The 24810-nt window shown below is 71.9% G+C and carries 24 protein-coding genes; 11 read left to right on the top strand and 13 right to left on the bottom strand.

Annotation, left to right across the window (positions count from 1 at the left end):
- Nucleotides 1-67: 67 nt before the first annotated feature.
- The 4 genes from ABEG17_RS17265 to ABEG17_RS17250 form a co-directional block, all read right to left on the bottom strand.
- Nucleotides 68-355 carry a hypothetical protein gene (locus tag ABEG17_RS17265; protein ID WP_406830716.1) on the bottom strand — a complete coding sequence of 96 codons (288 nt, stop codon included), beginning with the start codon at nt 353-355 and terminating at the stop codon, nt 68-70.
- The gene (locus ABEG17_RS17260; RefSeq protein WP_406830715.1) at nt 352-1218 is read right to left on the bottom strand and encodes a slipin family protein; all 867 of its coding nucleotides are present in this window, start codon (nt 1216-1218) and stop codon (nt 352-354) included. Before ABEG17_RS17260 ends, ABEG17_RS17265 begins: the two co-directional genes overlap by 4 nt.
- A gap of 117 nt (nt 1219-1335) precedes the next feature.
- Complete coding sequence (locus ABEG17_RS17255) at nt 1336-1731, bottom strand: hypothetical protein (protein WP_406830714.1); 396 nt, start codon at nt 1729-1731, stop codon at nt 1336-1338.
- Nucleotides 1728-2186, bottom strand: coding sequence for a pyridoxamine 5'-phosphate oxidase family protein (locus ABEG17_RS17250; protein ID WP_406830713.1), 459 nt, complete (start codon nt 2184-2186; stop codon nt 1728-1730). The genes ABEG17_RS17255 and ABEG17_RS17250 overlap by 4 nt, the downstream gene beginning before the upstream one ends.
- A 145-nt stretch (nt 2187-2331) precedes the next feature.
- Between ABEG17_RS17250 and ABEG17_RS17245 the strand changes: the two genes are divergently transcribed.
- Both ABEG17_RS17245 and ABEG17_RS17240 read left to right on the top strand, forming a co-directional pair.
- Entirely contained in the window at nt 2332-3210 is an 879-nt protein-coding gene (locus ABEG17_RS17245) for a universal stress protein (RefSeq protein ID WP_406830712.1), read from the top strand.
- A 25-nt stretch (nt 3211-3235) separates the two neighbouring features.
- Nucleotides 3236-3721 (top strand): pyridoxamine 5'-phosphate oxidase family protein, encoded by a 486-nt coding sequence (locus tag ABEG17_RS17240; protein WP_406830711.1) that lies wholly within the window; start codon nt 3236-3238, stop codon nt 3719-3721.
- 13 nt (nt 3722-3734) lie between these two features.
- On the opposite strand, the gene ABEG17_RS17235 is transcribed toward ABEG17_RS17240, so the two are convergent.
- Together ABEG17_RS17235 and ABEG17_RS17230 are read right to left on the bottom strand one after the other, a co-directional pair.
- Entirely contained in the window at nt 3735-4391 is a 657-nt protein-coding gene (locus ABEG17_RS17235; RefSeq protein ID WP_406830710.1) for a response regulator, read from the bottom strand.
- A gap of 70 nt (nt 4392-4461) precedes the next feature.
- Complete coding sequence (locus ABEG17_RS17230) at nt 4462-6177, bottom strand: GAF domain-containing protein (RefSeq protein ID WP_406830709.1); 1716 nt, start codon at nt 6175-6177, stop codon at nt 4462-4464.
- 116 nt (nt 6178-6293) lie between these two features.
- Here ABEG17_RS17230 and ABEG17_RS17225 point away from each other — a divergent pair, with 116 nt between their 5' ends.
- Together ABEG17_RS17225 and ABEG17_RS17220 are read left to right on the top strand one after the other, a co-directional pair.
- On the top strand, nt 6294-6758 hold the full coding sequence (locus ABEG17_RS17225) for a hypothetical protein (RefSeq protein ID WP_406830708.1): 465 nt from the start codon (nt 6294-6296) through the stop codon (nt 6756-6758).
- A gap of 113 nt (nt 6759-6871) precedes the next feature.
- The gene (locus tag ABEG17_RS17220) at nt 6872-7471 is read left to right on the top strand and encodes a hypothetical protein (protein ID WP_406830707.1); all 600 of its coding nucleotides are present in this window, start codon (nt 6872-6874) and stop codon (nt 7469-7471) included.
- A 26-nt stretch (nt 7472-7497) separates the two neighbouring features.
- On the opposite strand, the gene ABEG17_RS17215 is transcribed toward ABEG17_RS17220, so the two are convergent.
- On the bottom strand, nt 7498-8166 hold the full coding sequence (locus tag ABEG17_RS17215) for a CBS domain-containing protein (protein ID WP_406830706.1): 669 nt from the start codon (nt 8164-8166) through the stop codon (nt 7498-7500).
- 139 nt (nt 8167-8305) lie between these two features.
- On the opposite strand from ABEG17_RS17215, the gene ABEG17_RS17210 reads away from it, so the two are divergent.
- Both ABEG17_RS17210 and ABEG17_RS17205 read left to right on the top strand, forming a co-directional pair.
- On the top strand, nt 8306-9310 hold the full coding sequence (locus ABEG17_RS17210) for a universal stress protein (RefSeq protein ID WP_406830705.1): 1005 nt from the start codon (nt 8306-8308) through the stop codon (nt 9308-9310).
- A 144-nt stretch (nt 9311-9454) separates the two neighbouring features.
- Nucleotides 9455-10228, top strand: a complete 774-nt coding sequence (locus ABEG17_RS17205; protein ID WP_406830704.1) for a DUF4118 domain-containing protein — start codon at nt 9455-9457, stop codon at nt 10226-10228.
- 34 nt (nt 10229-10262) lie between these two features.
- Here ABEG17_RS17205 and ABEG17_RS17200 read toward each other — a convergent pair whose 3' ends face one another.
- Nucleotides 10263-12341 carry a SpoIIE family protein phosphatase gene (locus tag ABEG17_RS17200; RefSeq protein WP_406830703.1) on the bottom strand — a complete coding sequence of 693 codons (2079 nt, stop codon included), beginning with the start codon at nt 12339-12341 and terminating at the stop codon, nt 10263-10265.
- Nucleotides 12342-12553: 212 nt separating this feature from the next.
- Here ABEG17_RS17200 and ABEG17_RS17195 point away from each other — a divergent pair, with 212 nt between their 5' ends.
- Nucleotides 12554-12847, top strand: a complete 294-nt coding sequence (locus tag ABEG17_RS17195; protein WP_406830702.1) for a putative quinol monooxygenase — start codon at nt 12554-12556, stop codon at nt 12845-12847.
- 83 nt (nt 12848-12930) lie between these two features.
- Here ABEG17_RS17195 and ABEG17_RS17190 read toward each other — a convergent pair whose 3' ends face one another.
- Entirely contained in the window at nt 12931-14625 is a 1695-nt protein-coding gene (locus ABEG17_RS17190) for a glycoside hydrolase family 13 protein (RefSeq protein WP_406830701.1), read from the bottom strand.
- Nucleotides 14626-14999: 374 nt separating this feature from the next.
- Here ABEG17_RS17190 and ABEG17_RS17185 point away from each other — a divergent pair, with 374 nt between their 5' ends.
- The gene (locus tag ABEG17_RS17185; protein ID WP_406830700.1) at nt 15000-17141 is read left to right on the top strand and encodes an ATP-binding protein; all 2142 of its coding nucleotides are present in this window, start codon (nt 15000-15002) and stop codon (nt 17139-17141) included.
- A 49-nt stretch (nt 17142-17190) separates the two neighbouring features.
- Here the strand turns inward: ABEG17_RS17185 and ABEG17_RS17180 are convergent, their stop codons facing one another.
- Both ABEG17_RS17180 and ABEG17_RS17175 read right to left on the bottom strand, forming a co-directional pair.
- Complete coding sequence (locus ABEG17_RS17180; protein ID WP_406830699.1) at nt 17191-18363, bottom strand: acyl-CoA dehydrogenase family protein; 1173 nt, start codon at nt 18361-18363, stop codon at nt 17191-17193.
- Entirely contained in the window at nt 18344-19246 is a 903-nt protein-coding gene (locus ABEG17_RS17175) for a homocysteine S-methyltransferase family protein (protein WP_406830698.1), read from the bottom strand. Before ABEG17_RS17175 ends, ABEG17_RS17180 begins: the two co-directional genes overlap by 20 nt.
- A 165-nt stretch (nt 19247-19411) precedes the next feature.
- On the opposite strand from ABEG17_RS17175, the gene ABEG17_RS17170 reads away from it, so the two are divergent.
- Together ABEG17_RS17170 and ABEG17_RS17165 are read left to right on the top strand one after the other, a co-directional pair.
- Nucleotides 19412-20815 carry a hemolysin family protein gene (locus ABEG17_RS17170; protein ID WP_406830697.1) on the top strand — a complete coding sequence of 468 codons (1404 nt, stop codon included), beginning with the start codon at nt 19412-19414 and terminating at the stop codon, nt 20813-20815.
- The gene (locus ABEG17_RS17165; protein ID WP_406830696.1) at nt 20812-21819 is read left to right on the top strand and encodes a CNNM domain-containing protein; all 1008 of its coding nucleotides are present in this window, start codon (nt 20812-20814) and stop codon (nt 21817-21819) included. The genes ABEG17_RS17170 and ABEG17_RS17165 overlap by 4 nt, the downstream gene beginning before the upstream one ends.
- An 88-nt stretch (nt 21820-21907) precedes the next feature.
- On the opposite strand, the gene ABEG17_RS17160 is transcribed toward ABEG17_RS17165, so the two are convergent.
- Complete coding sequence (locus tag ABEG17_RS17160) at nt 21908-22876, bottom strand: aldo/keto reductase (protein ID WP_406830695.1); 969 nt, start codon at nt 22874-22876, stop codon at nt 21908-21910.
- A gap of 163 nt (nt 22877-23039) precedes the next feature.
- Between ABEG17_RS17160 and ABEG17_RS17155 the strand changes: the two genes are divergently transcribed.
- Complete coding sequence (locus ABEG17_RS17155) at nt 23040-23966, top strand: acetamidase/formamidase family protein (protein ID WP_406830694.1); 927 nt, start codon at nt 23040-23042, stop codon at nt 23964-23966.
- Between the two features lie 21 nt (nt 23967-23987).
- Here the strand turns inward: ABEG17_RS17155 and ABEG17_RS17150 are convergent, their stop codons facing one another.
- Complete coding sequence (locus ABEG17_RS17150; RefSeq protein WP_406830693.1) at nt 23988-24764, bottom strand: isocitrate lyase/phosphoenolpyruvate mutase family protein; 777 nt, start codon at nt 24762-24764, stop codon at nt 23988-23990.
- Nucleotides 24765-24810 lie beyond the last annotated feature (46 nt).

Genomic DNA, 24810 nt, shown 5'->3' with positions numbered 1-24810 from the left:
GAGACCCGGTGACGCCCGAGACCCGGTGACGCCCGAGACCCGGTGACGCCCGAGACCCGGTGACCCTTCAGCGGGAGCGGCCGTTGACGACCAGTCGTCTCAGCAGCCGCAGGTCGTCCCTCAGGCGCCGGGGAAGCGGGAGCCCCAGCTGCCTGAGGGCGTCGTCGTAGGCGGTCAGGGAGCTGAGGTACTTCAGTCGCGCCGCCTCGAACGTCGCACGGTCGTGCGGGGGACGCCGCGCGGCCATCATCTGCTCGTGCGCGGTCGAGGTGGCATCCCTGAGGTCGAGCAGGATGGCGCGGACCGGACGCGTCAACGCCGTCTGAACCTCCACGGTGACCGATCCGGGGGTCACCGTCGTCCCCCCGGGACCAGCGGTGCGGCACCATTCGGCGCCGGACCATCGGGATCAGTGCCGTTCGGCCGCGTCGCCCCTACCAGCCGGTCCCGCGCCGTCTGCTCCTGGGACAGGAACGCACCCAACCCCTCGATGGTGCTCATGAGCGGGGCCGGGAAGATCACGGTGGTGTTCTTGTCCACCCCGATCTCGACCAGGCTCTGCAGGGTCCGCAGCTGCAGGGCAACGGGGTGGGACATCATGATGTCGGACGCGTTCCCCAGTGCCGCTGCCGCGAGGGCCTCACCCTCGGCGTTGATGATCTTGGCGCGCTTCTCGCGCTCGGCCTCGGCCTGCTTCGCCATGGCGCGCTTCATGCCGTCGGGCAGCTGGATGTCCTTGAGCTCGACGAGGGTCACCTCGACGCCCCACTCGACCGTGGTCACGTCGAGAATCTTGCGGATGTCGAGGTTGATGCGGTCGGTCTCCGACAGCGTCTCGTCGAGGGAGTGCTGGCCGACGACCTTGCGCAGGGTGGTCTGGGCGATCTGGTCGATGGCGGCGTTCACGTTCGCGATGGCCACCACCGACTTCTTGGCATCGACGACGCGGAAGTAGGCCACGGCGGACACGTCCACGCTGACGTTGTCCCGGGTGATGATCCCCTGCGACTGGATGGGCATCGTGATGATGCGCAGGTCCACCCGGCGGAGCACGTCGACCACGGGGATGATCAGGCGCAGGCCCGGTTCACGGACCGCGATCACGCGACCCAGCCGGAACAGGACGCCACGCTCGTACTGCTTGACGACGTGCACCGACAGGGCCAGCACCAGCAGCACCAACGCGATGACGGCCACGACGACGATGGCAGTGGACATGCGCACTCCGATCACGGGTATGGATCTCCAGCATCCAACCGGCGCGTGGAGCCGGCCGGGCCCTTGGTCCCTCCTCCGCCGGGGCACCGGGGCTCGGCCCCGGGAGACGCGGCGTTGTCACAGCCGGCGCAGCAGGACGATCTCCGCGGTGTCGAGGCGGGCCAGCGGGTGCACGCGCTGGTAGGCGATCGCCACCTGCGACCACGTGGGGTCGTCCCGACGGACGACGTGACCGACGCCCTCGAGCACCACCCCGTCCAGGATCAGGGTGGCGCGCCGCGGGGAACGAAACGCCCGCCACCAGGTCTTGTCACGCGCACGGCCGGCGGCCAGGACGAGCTCGTCCCGCCACCGGGCGTACTGGACCGGGAGGCGCACCCGGCGGCCGTCGGCCGCGGCATACTCGAGCAGGGTCAGGTGCCCGAGCGCCTGCCGCACGGGGGACCTGAGCGTGGCGGCCACCAGCAGGTGCCCGCCCGAGCGCCGTCGAGGAGTTGGCGACAGCGAGGTCATCGGGTCGACGTCCCGCCGCCGGACACCGGGGCGCGGTGAGCGCCCCCGGACACGGAGAACCGGCGCCCGCTCACGTCGTCGGCCTCCACCCGCAGGAAGTGCGGCTTCACCGAGTCGTGCCAGGGGAACAGCGGCAGGGAGAGGACCTCGAGGACGTCGTGCAGGCGGGTCACCTCGACAGCCCGGCCCTTGACGACGACGCTCCACGCGGCGCCGGCCTCGACGTCGTAGCCGTCGACCTCGAAAGCCACCGGGTGGCCGGCGGCCGTCTCGAGCTTGGTACCGGCCGCGGTGCGGATGACGATTGTCCCGTGGTCCACCACGTGGTTGACCGGGAAGATCTCCGGGTGCCCGTCGATGGCTGTCGCCAGCCGACCGACGGCGGCGTCTCGTAGCAGTGCCCAGCACTCGTGCCGGGGGATCTCGTGGAGCGTGGGTTCGGTGCTGGTGCTCATGCCAACAGACTCCCCCGCAGGAGGTCCAACCGTATGGGGCCAAGGTCCCGAATGGGGCCGACCGCCGGGACCTTCGCCCCTCCCCCGCGGGCAGCCGCGGCGCGACCGTGGTGGGGACACGGGCGGTGAGTGAGAGGAGCAGGTCATGGGCAGGTTGGATGCACAGCCACGGCACGCGGTGGTGGTCGGGGTCGACGGGTCCGCCGCGGGACACCGTGCCCTCGGTGTCGCGGTGGAGCAGGCGCATCGGCTCGGTCGGCCCCTGCACGCGCTGCATGCCACCGGGGTCGGCATCGTGCCGTGGACCACCCAGCGCCTGGAGGCACAGGACCGCATCGCCGACGCCGCGGCCCGCAAGGCGCGCGAGGCCGACCCGAGCCTTGCGGTGACGCGGGAGACCGTCGTCGCCGAGCCGGCCGCGGCCCTCGTGGCGGCCAGCGAGACCGCCGACCTCGTCGTCGTGGACGCCGGGGGGCTGGGTCGCGCCTCCGGGCTCCTCCTGGGGGCGACCAGCCGACCGGTCGCCGCCCACGCCCACTGCCCGGTGCTCCTCACCCCCCACACGGGTGAGTGGAACGAGCACGGACCCGTGGTGGTCGGGGTGGACGCCTCGGAGCACTCGGTGCCGGCGATCGCCTGGGCCTTCGCCGAGGCGTCCAGCAGAGAGGCGCCCCTGCTCGCCGTGCACACCTGGTGGTGGGAGGAGCCCGACCCCTTCCTGTCGGGCCGCGACTGGGAGGGTGAGTGGCGCGACGTGGCCGAGTCCCAGCGGCTCGAGGTCGCCGAGATGTTGGCCGGGTGGCAGGAGAAGTACCCCGACGTGCAGGTCGCCACGACACTGGTCCGTGGGCACGCGGCGACGGTCCTCGCCGAGGAGTCCCGCGACGGGCAGCTCCTGGTCGTCGGCAGCCGTGGTCGTGGGGGGTTCAAGGGTCTGTTGCTGGGCTCGGTGAGCGCCTCGCTGATCACCCACGCCCGGTGCCCGGTGACGGTCGTGCCCTCGACGAGTCGCTACCTCGGCTGACTCCCACCCCACGGAAGGAGACCCCATGGACGACTCCGACACCTCCCGACCCGGCAATCCCCAGGCCGATCCCCGGAACGGATGGGACATCGGCTCCGTCACCGACCACAGCGGGTTGCGCGTCATGGGTCTCGAGGAATGCCTCAGCAGGGTGGACGAGGCGCCGGTGGGGCGGCTCGCCTTCCCGCTCGACGGGGAGATCGCCGTGCTGCCGGTCAACCACGTGCTCGACGGGGTCGACATCTGCTTCCGCACCGCCGGCGGCTCCAAGATCCAGGCGGCCGTCGACGGCGACGCCGTGTCGTACGAGGTCGACGAATGGGACAGCGCCCAGCGTTCGGGCTGGTCGGTCCTCGTCCACGGCACGGCCACCATCGTCGACGACGACGCGCAGGCGGCCCGTCTGGATGCGGCCGCACCGCCGCCGTGGTTCGCCCTCGACCCCGAGCAGACCCGTTGGGTGCGGGTCTCCACCCGTCAGGTCACTGGGCGGATGATCGTGCCGCAGTAAGGAATCGGGCCGGTCACGGGACCGTTCGGCCACCCCGTCCGTCCTTGCCGTGGGTGGCGACGTACACGGCTGCCTGGGTGCGGCGCTCCATACCCATCTTGGCGAGGACGGACGTGACGTAGTTCTTCACCGTCTTCTCGGCCAGGGCCATGGTCTCGCCGATCTGGCGGTTGGTCAGGCCGTCGGCGATGTGGTCGAGGATGCGACGCTCCTGCGGGCTGAGCGAGCGCAGCCGGGGGTCGATGTCGCGGTCGTCGGCCCAGTCGGTGCGCACCCGCCGGGCACGCTCGGGGTCGAGGAGGTTCTCACCCCGCGCGACCCGCGTGATCGCCTCGACGAGGCCGTTGCCCCGGATGTCCTTGAGGAGGTAGCCGGCCGCCCCGGCCAGGATCGCCGCGGTGAGCGCCGTGTCGTCGTCGAACGACGTGAGGATGAGACCCGCGATGGTCGGGTCGACCGAACGCACCTGACGGCACGCCTCGATCCCCGAGCCGTCCGGGAGGCGTGCATCGAAGATCGCGACGTCAGGCCGCAGCGCGGGTATCCGGCGAGCGGCCTCGAGCGCCGATCCCGACTCCCCCACCACGGTGAATCCCTCGGTGCCGTCGAGCAGCTCGCGAAGCCCGCGCCGGACGATCTCGTGGTCGTCCAGCAGGAAGATCGTGGTCATGGGGTCCTCTCCTGCCTCGTGGTTCGGCGGTCCCGGACGTCCGCCGTCAAACAGTGTCAGGCCGTCAGCCTCAGTCCTGGGACCATGGTCCCGACTGCCGGGCCGCCCGCCCCACAGGTGGCGCACTGCCCACGGCCGGAACGCTCCAGGTGAGGCGCGTTCCGCGCGGGTAAGCCGCCGCGATCTCACAGTAGCCCCCGCGGGCACTGGCCCGGTCCGCCAAGTTGGTGAGCCCGCTTCGTCGACCTGTGGGAGGGGTGCCGACACCGTCGTCCACGATCACGACCTCGATGAGTCGACCCATCGACACCCGGACGGTGGCGGACGAGGCACGGGCGTGCCGGGCGATGTTCGCCAGTCCCTCGCGGACCACCGCCGCGACGTCCTGCTCCTGATCCGCCGTGATGCTCGCCGCCTCCCCGAACAGCTGCAGCCGCGCCGGGAAGCCCAAGAGCTCGGATGCATTCCGCACCAGCTCCTCGAGCCGCCCGCGCAGACCAGTGGGCGCCTGCAGCGGCGCCAGCTGGTAGATGGCCTGACGGATGTCCTTGATGGCGAGGTCCAGCTCGTCGACCGCCTCTTCGAGCCGCCTGCGCAGCACCGGCTGCTGGGTCAGCCGGCCGCTGGCCTGCAGGGCCAGGCCTGTCGCGAACAGCCGCTGGATGACATGGTCGTGCATGTCCCTGGCGATGCGCTCGCGGTCCTCGAGCAGGGTCACCACCGCCCGGTCCTCCTGCGCGCTGGCCGCCACCAGGGCCAGGCCCGCGTGCTGGGCGAACTCGTGCAGCGGACCGAGCACCCCGGATGCCACGTCCTGGTCAGCGGACTCCCAGCACACCAGCAGGGCACCCACGGATCTGGCCCCGGCAAGGACGGGTACCAGTGCCGTGGGGCCGGTCGTGTCCACCCCGGTGATGGCCACGACGTCGTCGATGATCTCGGCGACTGCGGGATCCTGCTCGCCCGGGATGAGCAGGAGGGGCTCGTTGACGTCGCGGACGCTCCCCCAGTGCGGTCCGGCCAGCGTCCCGAAATCTGTTCTCCCCTCGGGGATCTCGAGCGCCCCGCTGTCGCGGCGGTGCACGACGCTCACCACGGGCGTCTGGTCCTCGTGCTCGATCGCCACGGCACAAGCCGTGGCGCCAGACACCAAGCAGACCTGCTCGGCCATGACCCTGAGTGCAGTGACCTCGGCTTGGCCCTCCAGCAGCGCCTGGCTGACGTCGGCAACGGCCTGCGCCCAGCGGCGCTGGACCTGACTGCGCTCATAGAGACGGGCATTCTCGATGGCCACGCCGGCCGCCGCGGCCAGGGCCACGACGTGGTCCTGGTCCTCCTCGGAGAACTCGGGAGCCCCCTCCTTGACGGCGAGGTAGAGGTTGCCGAACACCTCGTCGCGGATCCGGACGGGTGCCGCGAGGAAGCTGGTCATGGGCGGGTGGTTGGGCGGGAAGCCGTACGAGTCGGGGTGGGTCCGGATGTCGGAGAGGCGACGCGGGCGGGGATCACGGATGAGCAGGCCGAGGACGCCGTGTCCTCGAGGCAGGTCACCGATGCGCTCCCGCTCCTCGTCGCTCAGCCCGTGGGTGATGAACTCCACGAGGTGGTTGCGATCCGGCGCCAGCACGCCGAGGGCGCCGTACCGCGCTCCGACCAGCGTGCAGGCGGAGCGCACGATGCGGGTGAGCACCTCGGAGAGATCCAGTCCCGCGCTCACCGCCAGGACGGCATCCAGCAGCCCCTCCATCTGCGGAGGAGTGCTGTCGGGGACTGCGGGGGGCTCCATGAGCGAAGAATAGGTGCAGCAGGCACGAAACAGGTCAGGTAAGCAAACAGGCCTGTCGCGAACGTCCGGGACCTTCGCCTGTGTCCTGCGCCACCGACCCCGCCGAGACTGGACCGATGACGCAGCATGCACCGCCAGTTCACTCCGACACCTCGGGACCCGAGGTCGTCATCGGACTGGTCAACGACGGGCAGGCCTTCACCGTGGCGCTGCGTGGTGTCGAGCTCGCGGCCGAGCTCGGTGCGTCGGTCAGGTTCGTCCAGGTGGTCCCGGTCGGGCTCAGCAGCGCCGATCGTGCCGAGGCCGAGAGCTCGACGTTCGCGGCCGGGCTCAAGGCGTTGCGCCATGGCCATCACCGGGGAGCGACGTTCGAGTCACCGGGAGGCGACCCCGGCCAGCTCCTCGTGGCCCGCAGCGCCAGGGCCGTGGGCCTCGTCCTCGGTGAGGACCGAGCAAGAGGCGACGCCACCGAGCACTCCGACGTCGCTGAGTACTGCCGGGCGCACGCCCTGTGCCCCGTCCACGTGGTCCCCCGGACGGGCGCCTCCGCTCAGGCCCACGCCGAGTCGCGCAGGGACTAAAGCCACTGGGGGACAAGGCGGCCCGGCCCTAGCGTCGATGGCGAGCCCGCAGCAACGCGAGCTCCTCGGGAGGGAGCGACCTGCTCCACGCCCCACAGGAGAAGGAGTTCACCATGGCCACCATCAGCCCCCGCCGCGGCACCGTCGGCAGCGCTGCCGACGCCGCGTCGGACGATGTCGTCGTCGAAGGCATCAGCTCCCGCGTCGGCCCGGTCATCGGTGCCTTGCGGCTGTCCCTCGGCTGGATCTTCCTCTGGGCGTTCCTGGACAAGACCTTCGCCCTCGGGTACTCCACGGGGCGAGACCCCAAGACCGGTGTCGTGGACCGGTTCGGGGACGCAGCCTGGATCCATGGCGGCTCCCCCACGAAGGGGTTCCTGACCTTCGGGACCGCCGGACCGCTGAAGGACTTCTACGGAAGCTTCGCGGGCGCCGCCTGGGCCGACTGGCTGTTCATGATCGGCCTGCTCGGCATCGGGGCCGCCCTCATGCTCGGCATCGGCATGCGGGTCGCGACGGTCTCCGGCATCGCCATGCTCGTGATGATGTGGAGTGCGTACCTGCCCCCGGACAACAACCCCTTCATGGACGACCACCTCATCTACGCCCTCACCCTCGGTGTGCTCCTGGGTATCGGCGCCGGTCACCACCTGGGTCTCGGTGACGCGTGGAACCGCCTCCCGGTCGTCCGGCACCACCGCTGGCTGCGATAGCGGACCCCGCTGGCGGCGGCGGCGGATCAGACGGGACGATCCGTGGCAGCGGCGGGACGATCCGTGGCAGCGGCGGGACGATCCGTGGCGGCGGCGGGCTGGGATGACGCGGCCACCACGACCCGGCGCACCCCGGGCACGGCAGAGGCCATCACGTGCGCCAGTCGTGCCTCACGGCCGCCCCGCGTCCCGGTGACGGTGACCTCGCCCTCGGCGACGCTGACCGACCACCGCGCACGTCCGAGCGCGGCGAACTCGCGCGTGAGGTGACGCCGGATCGCGCTGTCCGACGTCGTCATCGCGCGGAGGATGTCGCTGCGGCTCACCATCGCCACGAGCACCCTGTCGCGGACGACGGGCACGCTCTTCCACCCCGTGTCCGCCAGCAGCTGTCCGAGCTCGGCGACGTCGGCGGTCTCCAGGACGGTGACAGGGTCGGGCGTCATGACCTCGTCGACGAGCCGGGGCCACGGGACCTCGTCCAGCTCGACGGGGCGCAGGTGGGCACGCGGGTCGGGGGTGAGCTGCAGGCGCAGGATGTCGGCCTCGCTCACGATGCCCACGACCCGGTGGTCGCCGTCCACCACCGGGAGCGCCGACAGGTGGGCCCTGGCCAACAGCTGGATCGCCGCCTCGAGCGTGCTCCCGAGAGGCAGGCTGTAGGCGGGGACCGTCATGATCTCGCGGACGAGCATGGGGGCTCCTTGGTGGCAGGGCGTGGTGCCCCCACCCTGACGCCGAGCCGTCGCGCGGCACAGGGACCAAGTGCCCTGTGCCGCAGGAGGGCTCGCGACGACGGTTGAGGTGTCGGTGGACCGTCAGGAGGAGCGCCCCATGCACACGCGCCGTCGCACGATCGTTGTCGGCATCGACTTGTCGGACACCAGCGACCTCGCCCTGCGGTGGGCGGCGCAGGAGGCGGCTCGACGCCGCAGTCGTCTGCTCGTGGTGCACACCTACTCCGTGCCCGCGTACCCCGCCGTCCGTGCCGGCGTGCCGGGGGATGCGGCCGTGACCGATCTGGACGACTCCATCCGGGAGGCCGCGATCCGAGCCACGAACCACGCCGCCCAGGACGTGCGCACGGCCCACCCCGGGGTCGACGTGCTGGTGCAGACGGGCGCCGGTTCGCCCGGCGAGGCGCTCGTCCGGGCGTCGCGGGACGCGGCACTGGTCGTCATGGGGGCTCGAGGACTCGGCGCCTTTCGTGGCCTGATGATGGGCTCGGTCTCCACGTATGTCTGTGCCCACGCCCACTGCCCCGTCGTCGTCGTGCACGAGGCACCGTCCCGGTCCCTGCCGGACGCGCGGGTCGTGGTCGGCGTGGACGGGAGCGAGACCTCTCGCGAAGCGCTGGCGTTCGCCTTCGAGCAGGCCGCCTCCCGCGGGGTCGGGCTCACCGTGGTGCACACCTGGGAGCTCGATGCGGTCGAGGGGGTGTCGGCCTCGATGGCTTGGTCGGTGGACTGGGACCAGGCTGAAGAGGAGGAACGATCGGTCGTCGCCGAGGCGATCGCCGGGTTCGGTGCGCAGTACCCCACCGTCGACGTACGGCGCGACGTCGCCCGGCGGCACCCGGTCGAGGAGCTGACGCGTCAGAGCGAGAACGCGTGTCTGCTCGTCGTCGGCACCCACGGCCGCGGTGCGTTGGCCGGCTGGGCCAAGGGCTCGGTGTCCCAGTCGATCGTGCGTTCAGCGCACTGTCCGGTCGCAGTGGTTCACCCGGCCGAGCTCGAGCAGGACGACGGACGCGACGCGGAACACGAGACCGGACACCATCGGGGCCGGGACAACCGAGGTTTCCACCTGCCGGTGCCGCCCGTCCGCGAACGCCTCTGACCGTCAGCCGGTCGGTGCGGTGAGCTCGAGCGCCACGCCGTCGTGCCCTGTGCCGACGCTGTCCATGGACCTGTGACGAGATCTGCGTATGGATCGCATCAACGGCTCTTGACCCACGGGCCTCGCGGGGTGCGTCATGGAAGGGTGATCTCCCGCACGGTGCTGGCCCACCGACCTGTCCTCCTCGTCCTCGCAGGAGTCCTGCCGCTGCTGGCGTGTCTGGTGCTCGCCGGCCTGCGGGCCGAGGTCGCCAACGCCCCCGCGGTCCTGGTGCTCGTGCTGCTCGTCGTCGCCGCCGCGTCCACCGGGGACCGAGCGGCCGGTGTGCTGGCGGCTGCCTCGGCGGCGGTGTGGTTCGACGTGCTGCTCACCCGCCCCTACGGACAGCTCGCGATCCACGGCCGGGAGGACGCCGAGGCGATGGTCCTGCTCATGGTCGTCGGCGCCGCGGTCACCGAGCTGTCCCTGTGGGGCCGCCGGCAACAGGCCCGCGCCAGCCGGGCCTCGGGGTTCCTCGACGGGCTCGTCGTGAGCGCCGAGTCCGCGCAGGCGGCCGACCGCTCCGTCGAGGACCTTGTCTCAGACGTGGCCCAACGCATCACCGACGTGCTCGGGCTCGACCGCTGCCGTTTCGTCGCCGGACCTCCCGCCGCGGGCCTGCCACGGCTGTCACGCACCGGTGGACTGCTGGGCCGAGGCAGCAGCTACGACATCGATCGCGACGGCCTGCCCGTGGACACCGAGGTGGCCGTCGAGGTCGCGGCCCAGGACGAGGTGCTGGGAGCGTTCCTGCTGACCGCGGCCTCGCGGGTCACCAGGCCGTCGCGCGACCAACGGTGCACCGCGGTGCTCCTGGCCGACCAGACGGTGCCCGCCCTCCTGGAGCAGCGTCGGCCGGCTCCTCCGCAGCGCCCGTGACAGCGCTGCCGGGGTCCGGAAGACGGGTCGGCCCTCAGGCCGGTGTCGCCGCAGGCGTGGTGGACTGCCGGTAGGGCAGCGAGACGAGCTCCAGCACCATGGCGGCCGGGCTTCCCGGGGCAGCGACGATGACCAGCTCGTGGCGGTTGGCGAGCACCTGCTCGCGGACCTCGAAAAGGGTGCGCACCCCTGCACTGGCCAGCTGCGTGACGCCGGTGAGGTCCACCGTCAGCGAGCGCACGCCACCACGGGACGCGCCGAGCAGGGCTGCCCGTGCACGCTCTGCCGTGTCGAGGTCGATGATGCCGGTCAACCGCACCACGGGTCCGTCCTCCCCGTCGTCCGCCGAGACCTCGAAGCCGACGTCGGGGAACTCGTCCGCGCCGCCCTCGTCGTTCACCAGGCTCCTTCCCGAGGCCATCACTGCGCTGCGATGGGCGCGGTGGCGCAGCACCACCGTCGTCCCGCGGTCCCCCTCGGGCGCCTGGACCGACTGGGGCGGGTGAAGGACCTCGGCCTCGTCGACCACCTGCGACATCAGCAGCAGGCCCCGGCCTCCGGTGGTGGCTTGCGACGACGGCACCTGCCAGCGTCCCTCGTCGCGGATGCGCACGGAGATGCCTCCGGTGGGGAGCACCGACGCCACGAGGTTGAGCATGCCGGGCCGTCCAGTGGGATAGGCGTGCTCGATGACGTTGGTGACGGCCTCGGTGACGGCCAGCTCGAGGGCGAACCGGTCACCGGGCGATGGGCCGATGGCGGCGAGCCACCCGCCGAAGGCTGCGTTGACCTGGTGCAGGCTTTCCTGGGTCGCCGTGAGCTGGAGGTCGAGGTCCTCGATCTGCTCGGCCAGCCGCTGGGCCACGAGCACGGTCACGTCGTCCTCGTGGCCCCTGCGCGTCATGAGCTCCATCGTCAGCTCGGCCACCCGGTTCGCCGGGGACGATGACGCCCCTACGGGGAGGCTGCGGTTGGTCAGGGCGTCGGAGGCCACCCGGCTCAGCTCGCGCACGCCGTCGTCGAGGGAGTGCCCGCTGCGCTCCACCAGGCCGTCGCTGTAGAGCAGCACCACCTCGCCCGGCCGCAGCCTCGTGTGGGCGAGGGACTGCGGTGCGCCGGTCCCCAGCGGACCGCCGATCCCGGCATCGAGCAGTCGTGTGGCACCGTCCTCGGACACCACCAGTGGAGCGGGGTGACCGCAGCGCCCGTAGACGATCTCCCCGGTCTCGGGGTCGAGCAGCACCACGACGACGGTGGCCGCCCGCATGGCCGGGTTGTGCGCGGCATACGCGTCGAGCCTGCCGAGCACCACCTCGAGCTCGCTCTCGGTCCGCAGGAGCTCCTCGAGGACGGCCCGCAGCTGGCCCATGGCGGCCGACGCCACCACACCGTGACCGACGACGTCGCCCACCACGAGGGCGAGCCGCCCGCCGTCGAGCACGAACGCATCGAACCAGTCGCCGCCCGCAGCCTGGTCCTTCGCCGCCACGAGGTACCTGGCCGCGACGGTCGCCGTCGGCAGCACCGGCAGCGACATGGACAGCAGCGCGCGCTGGAGCTCGACGACGACGTCGTGCACCGCCTCATATTTCTCCTGGACGTGCGCGGTGCGCAGCGCTGCCTCGTGGCGCTCGTGCACCCGGTCGGTCACGTCGACGACGGAGCAGACCGCGCCCATGGTGGCGCCGTCGGCATCCCGGCGCGGGGTGACCGTGAAGTCCACGTAGATCTCGTGGAGCTGGTCGGTGTCATCCCGCCGGATCTGGAAGCGCCACTCCGTGCCGACGTGCGTCTCGCCCGAGGCATAGACCCGGTCGAGGATCTCCAGGAACTGCTGTCCCTCGAGCTCCGGCATCACCTCGCTCCACGGCTGTCCGATGAAGGCGTCCCGGCCGACGTATCGGCGGTACTGCTCGTTGGCGGCGACGGCAACGTGCTGCGGGCCCTCCCAGGCCACCACCATCACGTTGAGCTGGTCGAAGACGTCGCGCACGGTCCCGGGGGTGCCGATGCTGGCATCGGCGCGGCGGGACTGAGGCTCCCTGGCCTGGTCATGGGTGACCGCCACCTCGAGGTCCTGGCCAACGCCCGCATGGTCCGTTCGTGCATCCACGCCGTGACACTACAACGCTCCCACGGCCCGATGGACATCGATCTTCGGCCGTGGGAGCGGCATATCGGGACGCACCGGCTCGTACGTCGCCGGTTCGCGGCCCGTTGACCCCGTCGCCCACCGCCGGGAGGTGACCGAGCAGTCCTGCAGCGCCGGCTCGCCCACCCTAGGGTGAACTCACCCGATCCTTCCCGACCCGAAGAGGCACCCCCATGAGCGAGCTCCACGTCGTTGCCACCATTCCTGCCAGCAACGGGTCGGAGGAGACCGTCCGCGGAGCGCTCACCACCCTCGGCGACGCCACCCGCCAGGAGCCGGGGTGCCTGTCCTACGACCTGTTCGAGTCGGCCTCCGCCCCCGGGACGTTCGTCACCGTCGAGCGGTGGCGAGGTCAGGACGACCTCGATGCCCACCTCGGCACGGCCCACATCGCCGAGGCGATGAAGGCGACCAGCGGCCACCTCGCCGGGGACATCGTCATCCACCCCTTGCGACCGGTGTCCTGACCCACAGGCCGGTTCGTCGCGGGCGTGCCGAGCCGGCCCGGCACGCCCGTCCGGCTGCCTCGCCCGGCCGGCCTGTCCGAGCCTCAGCCCACCGTGAGCCAGGCAGCCACGTCAGTCGGCAGCACGCCGTCCTCGAGGGAGACGCTGCTGACGAGCACCGTGGACGCCCCGAGCGACACCGGTCGGGGCGACAGGTTCACCACGCAGCGCAACGCGCGCCCGCGGTCGAAGTCGAGCACGCCGTCAGCCGACGGGCGCCAGGAGAGCCCCGTCGCTGCGAGTCCCGGAGTCTCCCGCCGCAGGCGCAGCAGGGACCGATACAACGACAGCATCGACGCGGGGTCCGCCAGCTCGGCCTCGGCCGTGAGGGCCGACCATGACGCCGGTTGCGGCAGCCAGGGCTGCACCCCCTCGGGCGAGAACCCGAACGGCGGCTGGGAGCCGGACCACGGCAGCGGCACCCGGCAGCCGTCGCGGCCACGCATCGCACCCCCGCTGCGCAGGAACATCGGGTCCTGCAGCACCTCGTCGGGCAGGTCGTCGACGTTGGGCAGGCCGAGCTCCTCGCCCTGGTAGATGTACGCGCCGCCCGGCAGCGCCAGCATGAGCATCGCGGCCGCTCGGGCGCGACGGGTGCCCAGCTCGAGGTCCGGCACCTCGCCCTCACCGTCGGTGATGAAGTAGGAGCTGGTCGTGGCCCGGCCGTAGCGCGTCACCGGCCGGATCTCGTCGTGGCTCGTGAGGACCCAGGTGGAGGGAGTACCCATCGGTGCGAACGACGCCAGGGTGTCGTCGATGACGGTCCGCAGCGCCGTGGCCTCCCACGGGCCCTTGAGGTAGGGGAAGTTGAAGGCCGTGTGCATCTCGTCGGGGCGCAGGTACTTCGCCAACCGCTCGGGCGTGCTGACGACGGCCTCGGCGACGAAGACCCGCTCCCCGTCGTAGGTGTCGGCGATGGCGCGCCAGCGGCGGAAGATGTCGTGGACGGTCTCGACGTCCCAGTGCGGGTTGTCGTCCCAGTCGACGGTCCGGAACTGCAGCACCCCGCCGTAGTCGGCGTCGGGCAGCCCGGCCTTCTTCGACATCGCCGGGGCAGCGTCGATGCGCAGCCCGTCGACGCCGCGGTCGAACCAGAACCGCAGCACGTCGTCGAAGTCGTCGAGGACCTCGGCGTTGCTCCAGTCGAGGTCCGGCTGCTCCGGGGCGAACAGGTGCAGGTACCACTGGCCGGGCGTGCCGTCCGGCTCGGTGACGCGACTCCACGCCGGGCCGCCGAAGGCGCTGATCCAGTTGTTGGGCGGCTCCTGCCCCGTCTCGCCGCGTCCGTCGCGGAAGAAGTACCGCGCCCGCTCCGGGGCCTGGCGCCCGCCGGCGAGGGCCGCGAGGAACCACGGGTGCTGGTCGGAGGTGTGGTTGGGGACGAGGTCGATGATGACGCGCAGGCCGAGCGCCCGGGCGTCGCGCAGGACCGCGTCGGCGTCCGCGAGCGTCCCGAACATGGGGTGGATGTCGGTGAAGTCGCTGACGTCGTAGCCCCCGTCGGCCATGGGCGAGGGGAACCACGGCGAGATCCACAGGCCGTCGACGCCGAGGTCGGCCAGGTAGGGCAGCCGGGAGCGCAGCCCGGCCAGGTCGCCCTCGCCGTCACCGTTCCCGTCGGCGAAGCTGCGCGGGTAGACCTGGTACATCACGGCGCTGCGCCACCACGCCTCCCCCGACCCGTCGTCCGGGACCGGTGCAGGAGCCTGGTCACCGTCGAGGTTCGTGGCACTGCTCATGGGCTGCTCCTGGAACGGGACTGGACCGGGACTGGACCGCGGAGCAGGCGGGTCACCGCCCATCCTCGCGTGCGGGTCCGAACCTAGCGGCCCCGCGCCCGAGCGGACAGGGTATGGAGCCGACGCGCCGTACCCTGTGCGCGCGGCGCGCGCTGACGGGCGTTCGGGGTGCCGTCGGGCATGATGGCCCGCGTCCCGTCCGCCGTCCGAGAGCCAGGTGTCCGCGTGGTGCGTGCGCGCGCAGTGCCCGCCTCGACCTGGAGGCCCGTCCCGTGACGCCGTGGCACCACCGCCCTGCTCCGGCCCGTCGGGCCGCGGACGCCCATCCTGAGGTCCCCACGGGTGCCGGCACCGCCCCGCCCAGGGGTGCGTCGATGGCGCTCGCCGACGCGACCCGCGGCAGGCAGGACCGGATCGACCAGCCGCTGGACCGCCTCCCGCCCGCAGTGGCCTCGGCCGCCTTGCTCGGCATCGTCTTCCTCCTGACCATCAGCTCGGTCCTGCTGGCGCCGAAGGGCTCCAGCGTTGCCGCGTGGTGGCCGGCCGGCGGGGTCTCGGTGGCCGCCCTGCTCCGGGCTCGCGGACGGCACCGGTGGGGACTCGGCACCGGTTTGTTCGTGGTCTCCGTCGTCGGCAACCTCATCGGGGACCGGCCACTGGGGATCTCGCTCGGTTTCGCCCTCGCCAACCTCGCAGAGACCGTCGTCGTCACCCTCCTGCTGGTCCGAGCCGGTGGCGCCAGGTCCGCACTCGCCTCCATGGCCGGGTTCGGTCGCTTCCTGCAGGCCTGCACCGCCGGAGCCGCCGTCATCGCGGTGGGCGCCGGGCTCACGGTCCAGCTCTCCGGCACCGGTGACTTCACCGACGTGGCGCGGGCGGTCGGCGCCTCGCACGGCGCGGCGCTGCTGCTGGTCCTGCCCTGGTTCCTCGGGGCGCCGCCCCCACCGCGACGCCGCCGGACCGAGCGCGCGGCCCAGTGGCTGGCCCTGCTCGCCGTCGTGTCCCTCGTCTTCGCCCCCGCGCAGAGCCTCCCCCTGGCCTTCGCGCCCTTCGTCCCCCTCATGTGGGGTGCGGTGCGCATGGGCCAGCGGACCGTGTTCGCGCAGCTGGTGACCACCGGTGTCGTCGCGACCCTGCTCAGCGCAGCGGGAGGTGGACCCTTCGCCCACGTCTCCGCCGGCCATCCACCGGAGGTCATCACGGCCCTGGTGCAGGCGTTCGTCGTCTGCGCAGCCCTCCTCGTCCTGCCCCTGTCGGTGGCGATCCGTCAGCGTCAGGACGCGGTGGCCGAGCTCGAACGCAGCGAGGCGCTGTTCCGTCACGGCTTCAACGGTGCCCGCGTCGGCATGCTGTTGCTCCAGCGCGGCGACGGAGTGCTGCGCGTCGTCGAGCTCAACGCGGTGGCCCTCGCGCTGCTCACGGGTGGCGACGGGCGGACGGAGGCTGACCTGCTGGGCCGGAGCTGGTCGGTCCTGCTCGACCCGATGAGTGCCATCGAGGTGGACGGTGTCGTCCCGGGCTCGGCGGTGTCCGTGCTGCGTGAGGGCGAGCGCCCTCGGGGCTGGCAGGGCGAGGTCCAGGTGGCGCGCCCCTCACGGGCCTGGCTCGAGGTCACCCTCTCCCCGCTCGACGAGTACGACGGCGACCTCTACACCGCCCAGCTCGTCGACGTCACCGAGCGCCGCGATGCCGAGACGCAGCTGCGCTCGGCCCTCGACAAGGAGCGCAAGGCGGTCGAGCGCCTGACCGAGCTCGACCAGGCCAAGGACGACTTCGTCACCAACATCAGCCACGAGCTGCGCACCCCCATCACCAGCGTGATCGGGTACGCGGAGATGTTGTCGGCGGGCGATGCCGGTGAGCTCACAAGGCTCCAGCTGGGGATGGTCGACAAGGTCGAACGCAACGCCGGCCGCCTCCTTGCCCTCATCGAGGACGTCCTCGCGGTCGCCCGGGTCGACGCCGGCAGCTTCTCCTTCACGACCACCGAGGTCGACGTGGTCCAGTGCGCCTGGCAGGCCTGCGAGGCGCTGGACAAGATGGCCGGCGACGCCGAGGTGACGCTGACCGTCGTGGCGCCCCAGGTGCCCGTCGTCGTCACCGGCGACGTCGGACAGCTCGAGCGGGCCCTGCTCAACCTCGCGTCCAACGCCGTGAAGTTCACCCCGTCCGGTGGCCGGGTCACCGTGCGGGTCACCGAGACCCCCGACGACCGCGTCGAGATCGCGGTCGAGGACACCGGTATGGGTGTCCCCGAGAGCGAGTCGCACCGCCTGTTCGAGCGCTTCTTCCGGTCGAGCACCGCGCAGGCGGAAGCGATCCAGGGCACGGGTCTGGGCCTGACCATCGTCAGCTCCATCGCCCACGCCCACCACGGCGACGTGCGCTACGAGCCCGGCCCGGACGGCGGGTCGGTCTTCACCGTCTCGCTGCCCCTCGCCGGTGCGGGTTCCGTGACGGCGCTGGCCGGGCAGGGCCACCACGGGCACCCGGGCGGACCCGGACCGACGAGCTAGGTCCGTCCCCGCGGGGTCGGGCGGGGCGACAGCTCGGACGAAGACGAGCTCAGACGAAGGCGCCGATCCCGGTGATGTCACGGCCCACGATGAGGGTGTTGATCTCGCGGGTGCCTTCGTAGGAATAGATCGCCTCGGCGTCGGCGACGAAGCGGCCGACCTGGTGGTCGAGCAGGATCCCGTTGCCGCCCAACAGCTCTCGGGCGTAGCCAACCGTCTCGCGCATCCGCACCGTGCAGAACGCCTTGGCGAGCGAGGCCTGCGCGTCGGTGGCGTTGCCCGCGTCCTGCAGCTGGCTGAGCTGGACGCAGAGGGTGGCCGAGGCCGTGGTGTTGCCGAGCATCTGGACGAGCAGGTCCTGGATCAGCTGGAACCCGCCGATCTTCTGGCCGAACTGCTCACGCTCGGTGGCGTACGCGAGCGCGTGCTCGTAGGCACCCAGCGCGCATCCGACGGCCATCCAGGCGACCCCGGCGCGCGTCATGAGCAGCACCCGCCCGGTGTCCTCGAAGGAGTTGGCGTGCTGCAGACGGTTGGCCTCGGGGACGCGCACGCCGTCGAGGGTGATGTGGGCGTTCTGCACGACCCGTAGCGCGATCTTGTCGCCGATCGCCTCGGTGGTGAACCCCGCAGTGCCCTTCTCGACCACGAAGCCGAGCACCTCGTCGCTCTCGGTGTCGCGGGCCCAGATGATGGTGAGGTCGGCGAACGTCGCGTTGCCGATCCACTTCTTCTCCCCGTCCAGGACCCACTCGTCGCCGTCGCGGGTCGCCGTGGTGGTCAGCCCACCGGCCGCACCGGAGCCGGCGTCTGGCTCGGTCAGGCCGAAGGCGCCGATCTTCTCCCAGCGGGCCATGGCGGGCAGCCAGCGTTCCTTCTGCTCCTGCGACCCGCACAGCTGGATCGAGCCCATGGCAAGGCCGCTGTGCACCCCGTGGAAGGTGGCGATCGACGGGTCCACCCGGGCCATCTCCATCGCGAGCATGCCGTCGAGGAGGAACCTGCGCTTGCCCCCACCGGGTCCGTCGAAGGCCAGTCCGGCGGTCCCGAGGGCCGCCATTCCGGGGATGATCTCGAACGGGAAGGTGGCCCGGACCCAGTGGTCGGTGATGATCGGCGCCACCTCGCGGGCGAGGAACTCCCGCATCCCGAGCAGGATCTCGCGCTCGTCGTCGTCGAGGAGGCCCTCGAGCCCGTAGAAGTCAGTGGTGGGTGCGCCCATGGTCGAGCACCGTAGCCGCGATCGCGCGGACGTGCCGGTCATCGGTCCCACAACAGCCACCGACCACGTCCACGGACGGCAGCCGGCGCAGCAACGCTGCATACGCCTGGGCGAGCTCCTCGGGATCGCCCGGGTCGAGCGCCTCCGCGGCGTCGAGCTCGGCGTGGCTCATCCGCGAGGCGTTGCCCCGGAAGCCCACCACGCGACGCACCCACTCGCCGTCGTCGAACGCCGATGCCACGTGGTCCGGGTGCGCGCAGTTGACCATGAACCCCATGGCGGATCCGTCGGTCTCGTGGTCGACGACCTCGACGGCGTCCCGCAGGGTCACCCCGCTGGGGAGCCTGCCGTCGGTCTCGACCGTGAACGACGCGACGCAGGGGACGCCGACATCACGCGCGGCACGGACGAACCCGACCGCCTCAGCGACGTAGGTGATGGTGAGCAGGGCGACGTGGTCGGCGCCGGCTGCGGCCAGCGACCGGACCTGGGGCCGGTGGTAGGTCGCAGCCTCCTGCACCGTCATCTCGTGACCGACCACGTACCCGTCGCCGCGGGGGCCCACCACCCCAACGACGCCGGCCGACGTCAGGCCTTCGGTGAGCTCGCGCGCGAACTCCACCGCTTCGGTGTTCACGTCGTGCAGGGCCTGCGCGTCGTAGCCGAGGCGGTCGCCCCAGTCGGCGTTGGCGCGCCAGGTCGCGGTGTCCACCAGGAAGTCGGCCCCCGTCTCACGGGCCAGCTCGAGGTAGGGCGCCCAGTAGGCCCGGAGCGCGGCCCGGCCCTGCTCGTCGTCGAGCAGCGGGAAGGCGGCGAAGTCCGGCAGGTCGATCCCCTGGTGGAAGATCAGGCTGGTCTCGAGGCCGCCGTCGGTGAGGCGCACCCGTCCACGGTACGCCCGGAACCCCACGGGCCGTACCGGCGTTGCGACCAACGAGTGACCCTGTCCGCACCAGAGCACCCGACCACGGAGAAGCATGGAACCCCCCAGTACGCCGGGACACACCCGGCGCGCCTGTCCTGTCCCCACCGACGGTGGAGCTGACGCGTGAGCGCGGTGCTGTCCCTCCTGCTCGGGATCCTCGTCGTCCTGCTGATCACCGGCCTGACCGGCTACTTCGTGGCCCAGGAGTTCGCCTACATGGCGGTCGACCGGTCCCGCCTCGCCGCACGCGCCGAGGCCGGTGACCCGGTGGCCGCCCGGGCGCTCGCGGTCACCCGCCGGACCTCCTTCATGCTGTCCGGCGCCCAGCTCGGCATCACCGTCACCGGGCTGGTGGTCGGTTACGTCGCCGAACCCCTCATCGGTCAGTCGCTGTCTGACCTGCTCGGGGGCACCCCCGTGCCGACCGGCGTGGGCCTGGCCATCGGCACCGCCATCGCCCTCGGCTTCTCGACCGTCGTGCAGATGGTGTTCGGCGAGCTGTTCCCCAAGAACCTCGCGATCGCCCGGCCGGAACCGATCGCGCGCCGGCTGTCCCGGTCGACGACGATCTATCTCAAGGCGTTCGGGTGGCTGATCCAGGTGTTCGACCAGGCGTCCAACGTCCTGCTGCGCACGCTCGGGATCAAGCCCGTGCACGACGTCGAGCACTCCGCCAGCGCCCGCGACCTCGAGCACATCGTGGCCGAGTCGCGCGACAGCGGCGACCTGTCCCCCGAGCTGTCCCTGCTGCTCGAGCGCATCCTCGACTTCCCCGGCCGCGACGTGGAGCACGCGATGGTGCCGCGGCCACGGGTCGATGCCGTCGACCCGCACCACACGGTCGACGACGTCCGCGCCCTCATGGCCGCCGGCCACTCCCGCTACCCCGTCCTGGCGGAGGACGGTCACAGCGTCCTGGGGGTGATCGAGCTGCACGACGTCCTGTCGACGTCGGGTCGCGGCGGCCGTTCGGTGACCGAGCTCATGCAGGAGCCCGTGGTCGTGCCCACGACGATGGCCCTGCCCGACGCCGTCCGCGAGCTGGTCGACCGTGGACGCGAGCTGGCCTGCGTCATCGACGAGTACGGCTCCTTCGCCGGCATCCTCACCCTCGAGGACCTCGCCGAGGAGCTGGTCGGCGAGCTGACCGACGAGCACGACGAGCTGGTGGCCGAGCCGGTCCACGAGCCGGCGGCTGACGGCTGGTGGACCCTGCCCGGCGACCTGCCGCTCGACGAGGCGCAGCGCCTCCTCGGCCACCACCTCCCGGTCGGGGACTACGAGACGGTGTCGGGCTTCGTCATCGCCCACCACGGTGCCCTGCCCGACCCGGGGGACGTGGTCGCGGTCGAGCTGCCCATCGACCCGGCCGAGCTCGCCGAGGAGGGCGAGCCCACGCCATACGTCGCGACCATCGAGGTGCTCGAGGTGGAGCGGTACGTCCCAGCGAGCGTCCGGCTGCGGGTGGAGCCCGCGGTCCCGGTCACCGCGCCCGACCCGACCCACCACGACGAGGAGCAGTCATGAGCAGCCCCGGGGTGATCCTGGGCGCCACCGCCGCCATCATCGCGCTGTCGGCGTTCTTCGTCGCCATCGAGTTCGCGCTGATGTCGGCCAAGCGGCACCGGCTCCAGGACGCAGCGCACACGAGCCGCGCCGCACGTGCCGCACTGCGCAGCTCCCACGAGCTGACCCTGCTCCTCGCCGGGTCGCAGCTGGGCATCACCGTCTGCACGCTGGCCCTCGGCGCCATCACCAAGCCGGCTGTCCACCACTGGCTGATGCCCCCGCTCGAGGCGACGGGCCTGCCGGCCTGGGTAGCCGACGTCGTGGCCTTCGTGCTCGCCCTGGTCGTCGTCACGTTCCTTCACCTCGTCGTCGGTGAGATGGCCCCGAAGTCGTGGGCGATCGCCCACCCGGAACGCTCGGCGACGTTGCTGGCTCTGCCGATGCGTGGCTTCATGTGGTTGACCAGGCCGCTGCTGAGGGCCCTCAACTCCGCTGCCAACGCCTGCCTGCGCCGGGTGGGGGTCGAGCCGACCGACCACGTCGCGTCAGGCCGCAGCCCCGAGGACCTGCGCCACCTGCTGGAGCACTCCACCAACGTCGGCGCGCTGGACACCTCGTACTCCCACCAGCTCGCCGGCGCCCTCGACCTCCAGACCCTCACGCTGGCCGACCTCGTCGACGACGACCGGCCGCTCACCGCCGTCGCCACCGACGCCACCGCCGCCGACCTCTGGGAGACCTCGCGGCGCACCGGTCACCTGCGCGTGCTGGTGCGCGACGGCCAGCACGTACGCGGCGTGGTCCACGTCCGCGACGCCCTCACCGCGGCGCCGGACCAGCCGGTCACCGCGATCATGCGGACCCCCGAGACCATGGCGCCGGACTCCCTGGTCCACCAGGCCCTGACCCGGATGAAGCAGACGAGCACCCAGCTCGTCGTCGTGGCCGAGCCCGGCGGCCCGGCGCTCGGCGTCGTGGGTGTGCCCGACATCCTCGAGCGACTGATGCCCGAACCCGCCTGACACGCCTCCCACAAAACGCTGGTTGCGCGGCAAATGTCGGGTTGACAACCCGCGGTATGCCGCGCAACCGGCGTTTTGCGGCGCCGGGCTAAAAGCCAGCGGGCTCGTGCGGCACGTACGGGGCCTCGAGGCTCGCCACCTCGTCGTCGGTGAGCTCGAGGTCGAGGGCGGCGACGGCATCCTCGAGGTGACCCGCGCGGGTCGCTCCGACGATGGGGGCGGTCACCGCGGGGTTGCGCATGACCCACGCCAGCGCGACCTGCGCCCGCGGGACCCCGCGCGACCCAGCCACCTCGCCCACGGCGTCGACGACGGCCCGGTCGGCGTCGCCGTACAGGGTGCGACCGAACTCGTCGGTCTCGCTCCTGGTGGTCTGCTCCCCCCACTCGCGGGTGAGCAGGCCGCGCGCGAGCGGGCTCCACGGGATGACCCCGACCCCCTGGTCGACGCAGAGGGGGAGCATCTCGCGCTCCTCCTCACGGTTGAGGAGGTTGTAGTGGTCCTGCATCGAGACGAACGGCGTCCAGCCGTGCGCCCTGGTCGTCTCCTGCGCCTTGGCGAACTGCCACGCCCACATCGACGACGCGCCGAGGTAGCGCACCTTGCCCGAACGGACGACGTCGTGCAGCGCCTCCATCGTCTCCTCGATCGGCGTGTGCGGGTCCCAGCGGTGGATCTGGTAGAGGTCGACGTAGTCGGTGCCCAGCCGCGCCAGGCTCGCGTCGATCGCAGCCAGGATGGCCTTGCGTGACAGGCCTGCTCCGTTCGGCCCGTCGTGCATCCGGCCGTGCACCTTGGTCGCGATGACGAACTCGTCGCGGCGGCCGTACTCCGCCAGCACCCGGCCCACGATCTCCTCGCTGCTGCCCGCCGAGTACACGTTGGCGGTGTCGAAGAACGTGATCCCGGCCTCGACGGCCTGGCGCAGCAGTGGGCGGCTCGCCTCCTCGTCGAGGGTCCAGGCGTGGTTGCCGCGGTCCGGCTCGCCGAAGCTCATGCACCCCAGCACGATCCGTGAGACATCCAGTCCGGTGGCTCCGAGCTTCACATACTCCATGGGGTCCTCTCAGCAGCGGCCACAGCCGGTCGGCTGTGGCAGGGTCGAGACCATCGTCACCTCAGCGCCCCCGCCCCGCCACCCCGGCGCCTGACCCCCACCACCCCCAGCGGCCCCGGCGCTTGAACGCCACCACCCCAAGCCCACCACCACCAGGAGCACCGTGATCCACCACCTCCCCGTCAGCCCTGACACCGTCGTCGAGACGATCTCCCGCGACAGCCCGCCGGTTCTCACGGTGCAGCCGGGGGACACGGTCGTGCAGGAGTCGCTCGACTCCGGGGGCCACCTCGAGCCCCAGGAGCTCCCGGGGCAGGAGCGTCCGCGGATGTTCAGCCCGCGGCGCGGGCACTGCCTCACCGGGCCGGTCGCGGTCGCTGGCGCAGAGCCGGGCGATGTCCTGTCGGTCCACTTCACGGCGATCGAGCCCGGTGGCTGGGGGTGGACCGCCTCCGGCGGCGCGGACTCGTGGCTCAACCAGCGACTCGGCCTCGGCGAGGGACGTGGTGGTCACCTCCTGTGGGAGATCGACGGCGCGGCCGGGATCGCCCGCAGCCACCTCGGGTATGCCGTGCGGCTGGCACCGTTCCTCGGCGTCGTGGGCGTGGCCTGCGACGTCCCCGAGGAGCTCTCCACGGTGCCGCCGCGGACGGAGAGCGCGGGCAACATCGACTGCCGCGACCTCGTCGCCGGGTCGACGCTCTTCCTGCCGGTCAACGTGCCCGGCGCCCTGCTGACCGCCGGCGACGGCCACGCGGCCCAGGGTCACGGCGAGGTTGGTGGGACGGCGATCGAGTGCCCCATGACCACCACGATGGTCCTGGACCTGGTCGCGGACCCACCACTGCGCACCGTCCACGCCGTCACGCCGTCGGCGCGGTTGACGCTGGGTTTCGACCCGGACCTGAACGTCGCGACCGCGGCCGCCCTCGACGCGATGGTCACCTGGCTCGAGACCCTGCTTGAGGTGACGCGGGCCGAGGCCCTGGCCCTGTCGAGTGCCGCGGTCGACCTGCACGTCACCCAGGTCGCCAACCAGACCTGGGGCGTGCATGCCTCCCTGGGGCACGACGCCATACGGCGCGGCTGATCTCCGCGGGACCGAAGGGGGTCAGTTGAGCTTGCGCGTGCCCTCCGGCAGGCCGCCACCGGCGTAGACGTCCTCGGCCAGCCGGGCCAGGGCGGTGAGGGCGACGTTCTGGCTCCACGGTCCGTAGGACACGCGCGCCACCCCGAGCTCCTGGAGCCTGGCCAGGGGCAACGAGCCGGGGATGCCGATGAGGTTGACCTTCTGGCGGCCCAGCGCCTCGACGAGGCTGGTGACCGCCGCCTCGTCGAGCATCCCCGGAACGAAGAACGTCGCGGCTCCGGCATCCAGGTAGGCCCGGCCCCTCTCGATGGCCTCGGCCAGGACGTCCTGCGGCTCACGGTCGCCCGCCTTGACGAAGGCATCGGTGCGGGCGTTGAGGACGAACGGCACCCCGGCCCGCTCCCCGGCGGCCACCGCTGCCTCGACGGCCCGGACCGAGTCGGCGAGCGGCTTCATCTGGTCCTCGAGGTTGGCGCCGACGATGCCGACGTCGATCGCCCGGGCCACCGTCTCACCGGCATCGCCGTAGCCGCCCTCGAGGTCGGCCGTGACCGGCAGGTCGACGGCCGCGGCGATCCGTCCGACCGCCTCGATCATGAGGTCGCGCGGTATCTGCTCGCCGTCGGGGTAGCCGTGGGACGCGGCGATGGAGTGGCTGGCCGTCGCCAGCGCCTTGGTTCCGGGCGTGTCCGCGACGACCTTCGCGGTGATGACGTCCCAGACGTTGACCACGAGCAGCAGCTCGGGGTCGGTGTGGAGTCGCAGGAGCTCTCGGGCCTTGTCAGCGGTGCTTGTCATGTTCCGAAATTACCTGAGCCAGAACGAATCGGCCTTCCAGGAGTGA

It is taken from the genome of Pedococcus sp. KACC 23699, from assembly GCF_045348425.1.
Classification (GTDB): domain Bacteria; phylum Actinomycetota; class Actinomycetes; order Actinomycetales; family Dermatophilaceae; genus Pedococcus.
Note: the sequence above shows the minus strand (reverse complement) of the source record. Positions and strands in the feature narration are given on the sequence as shown.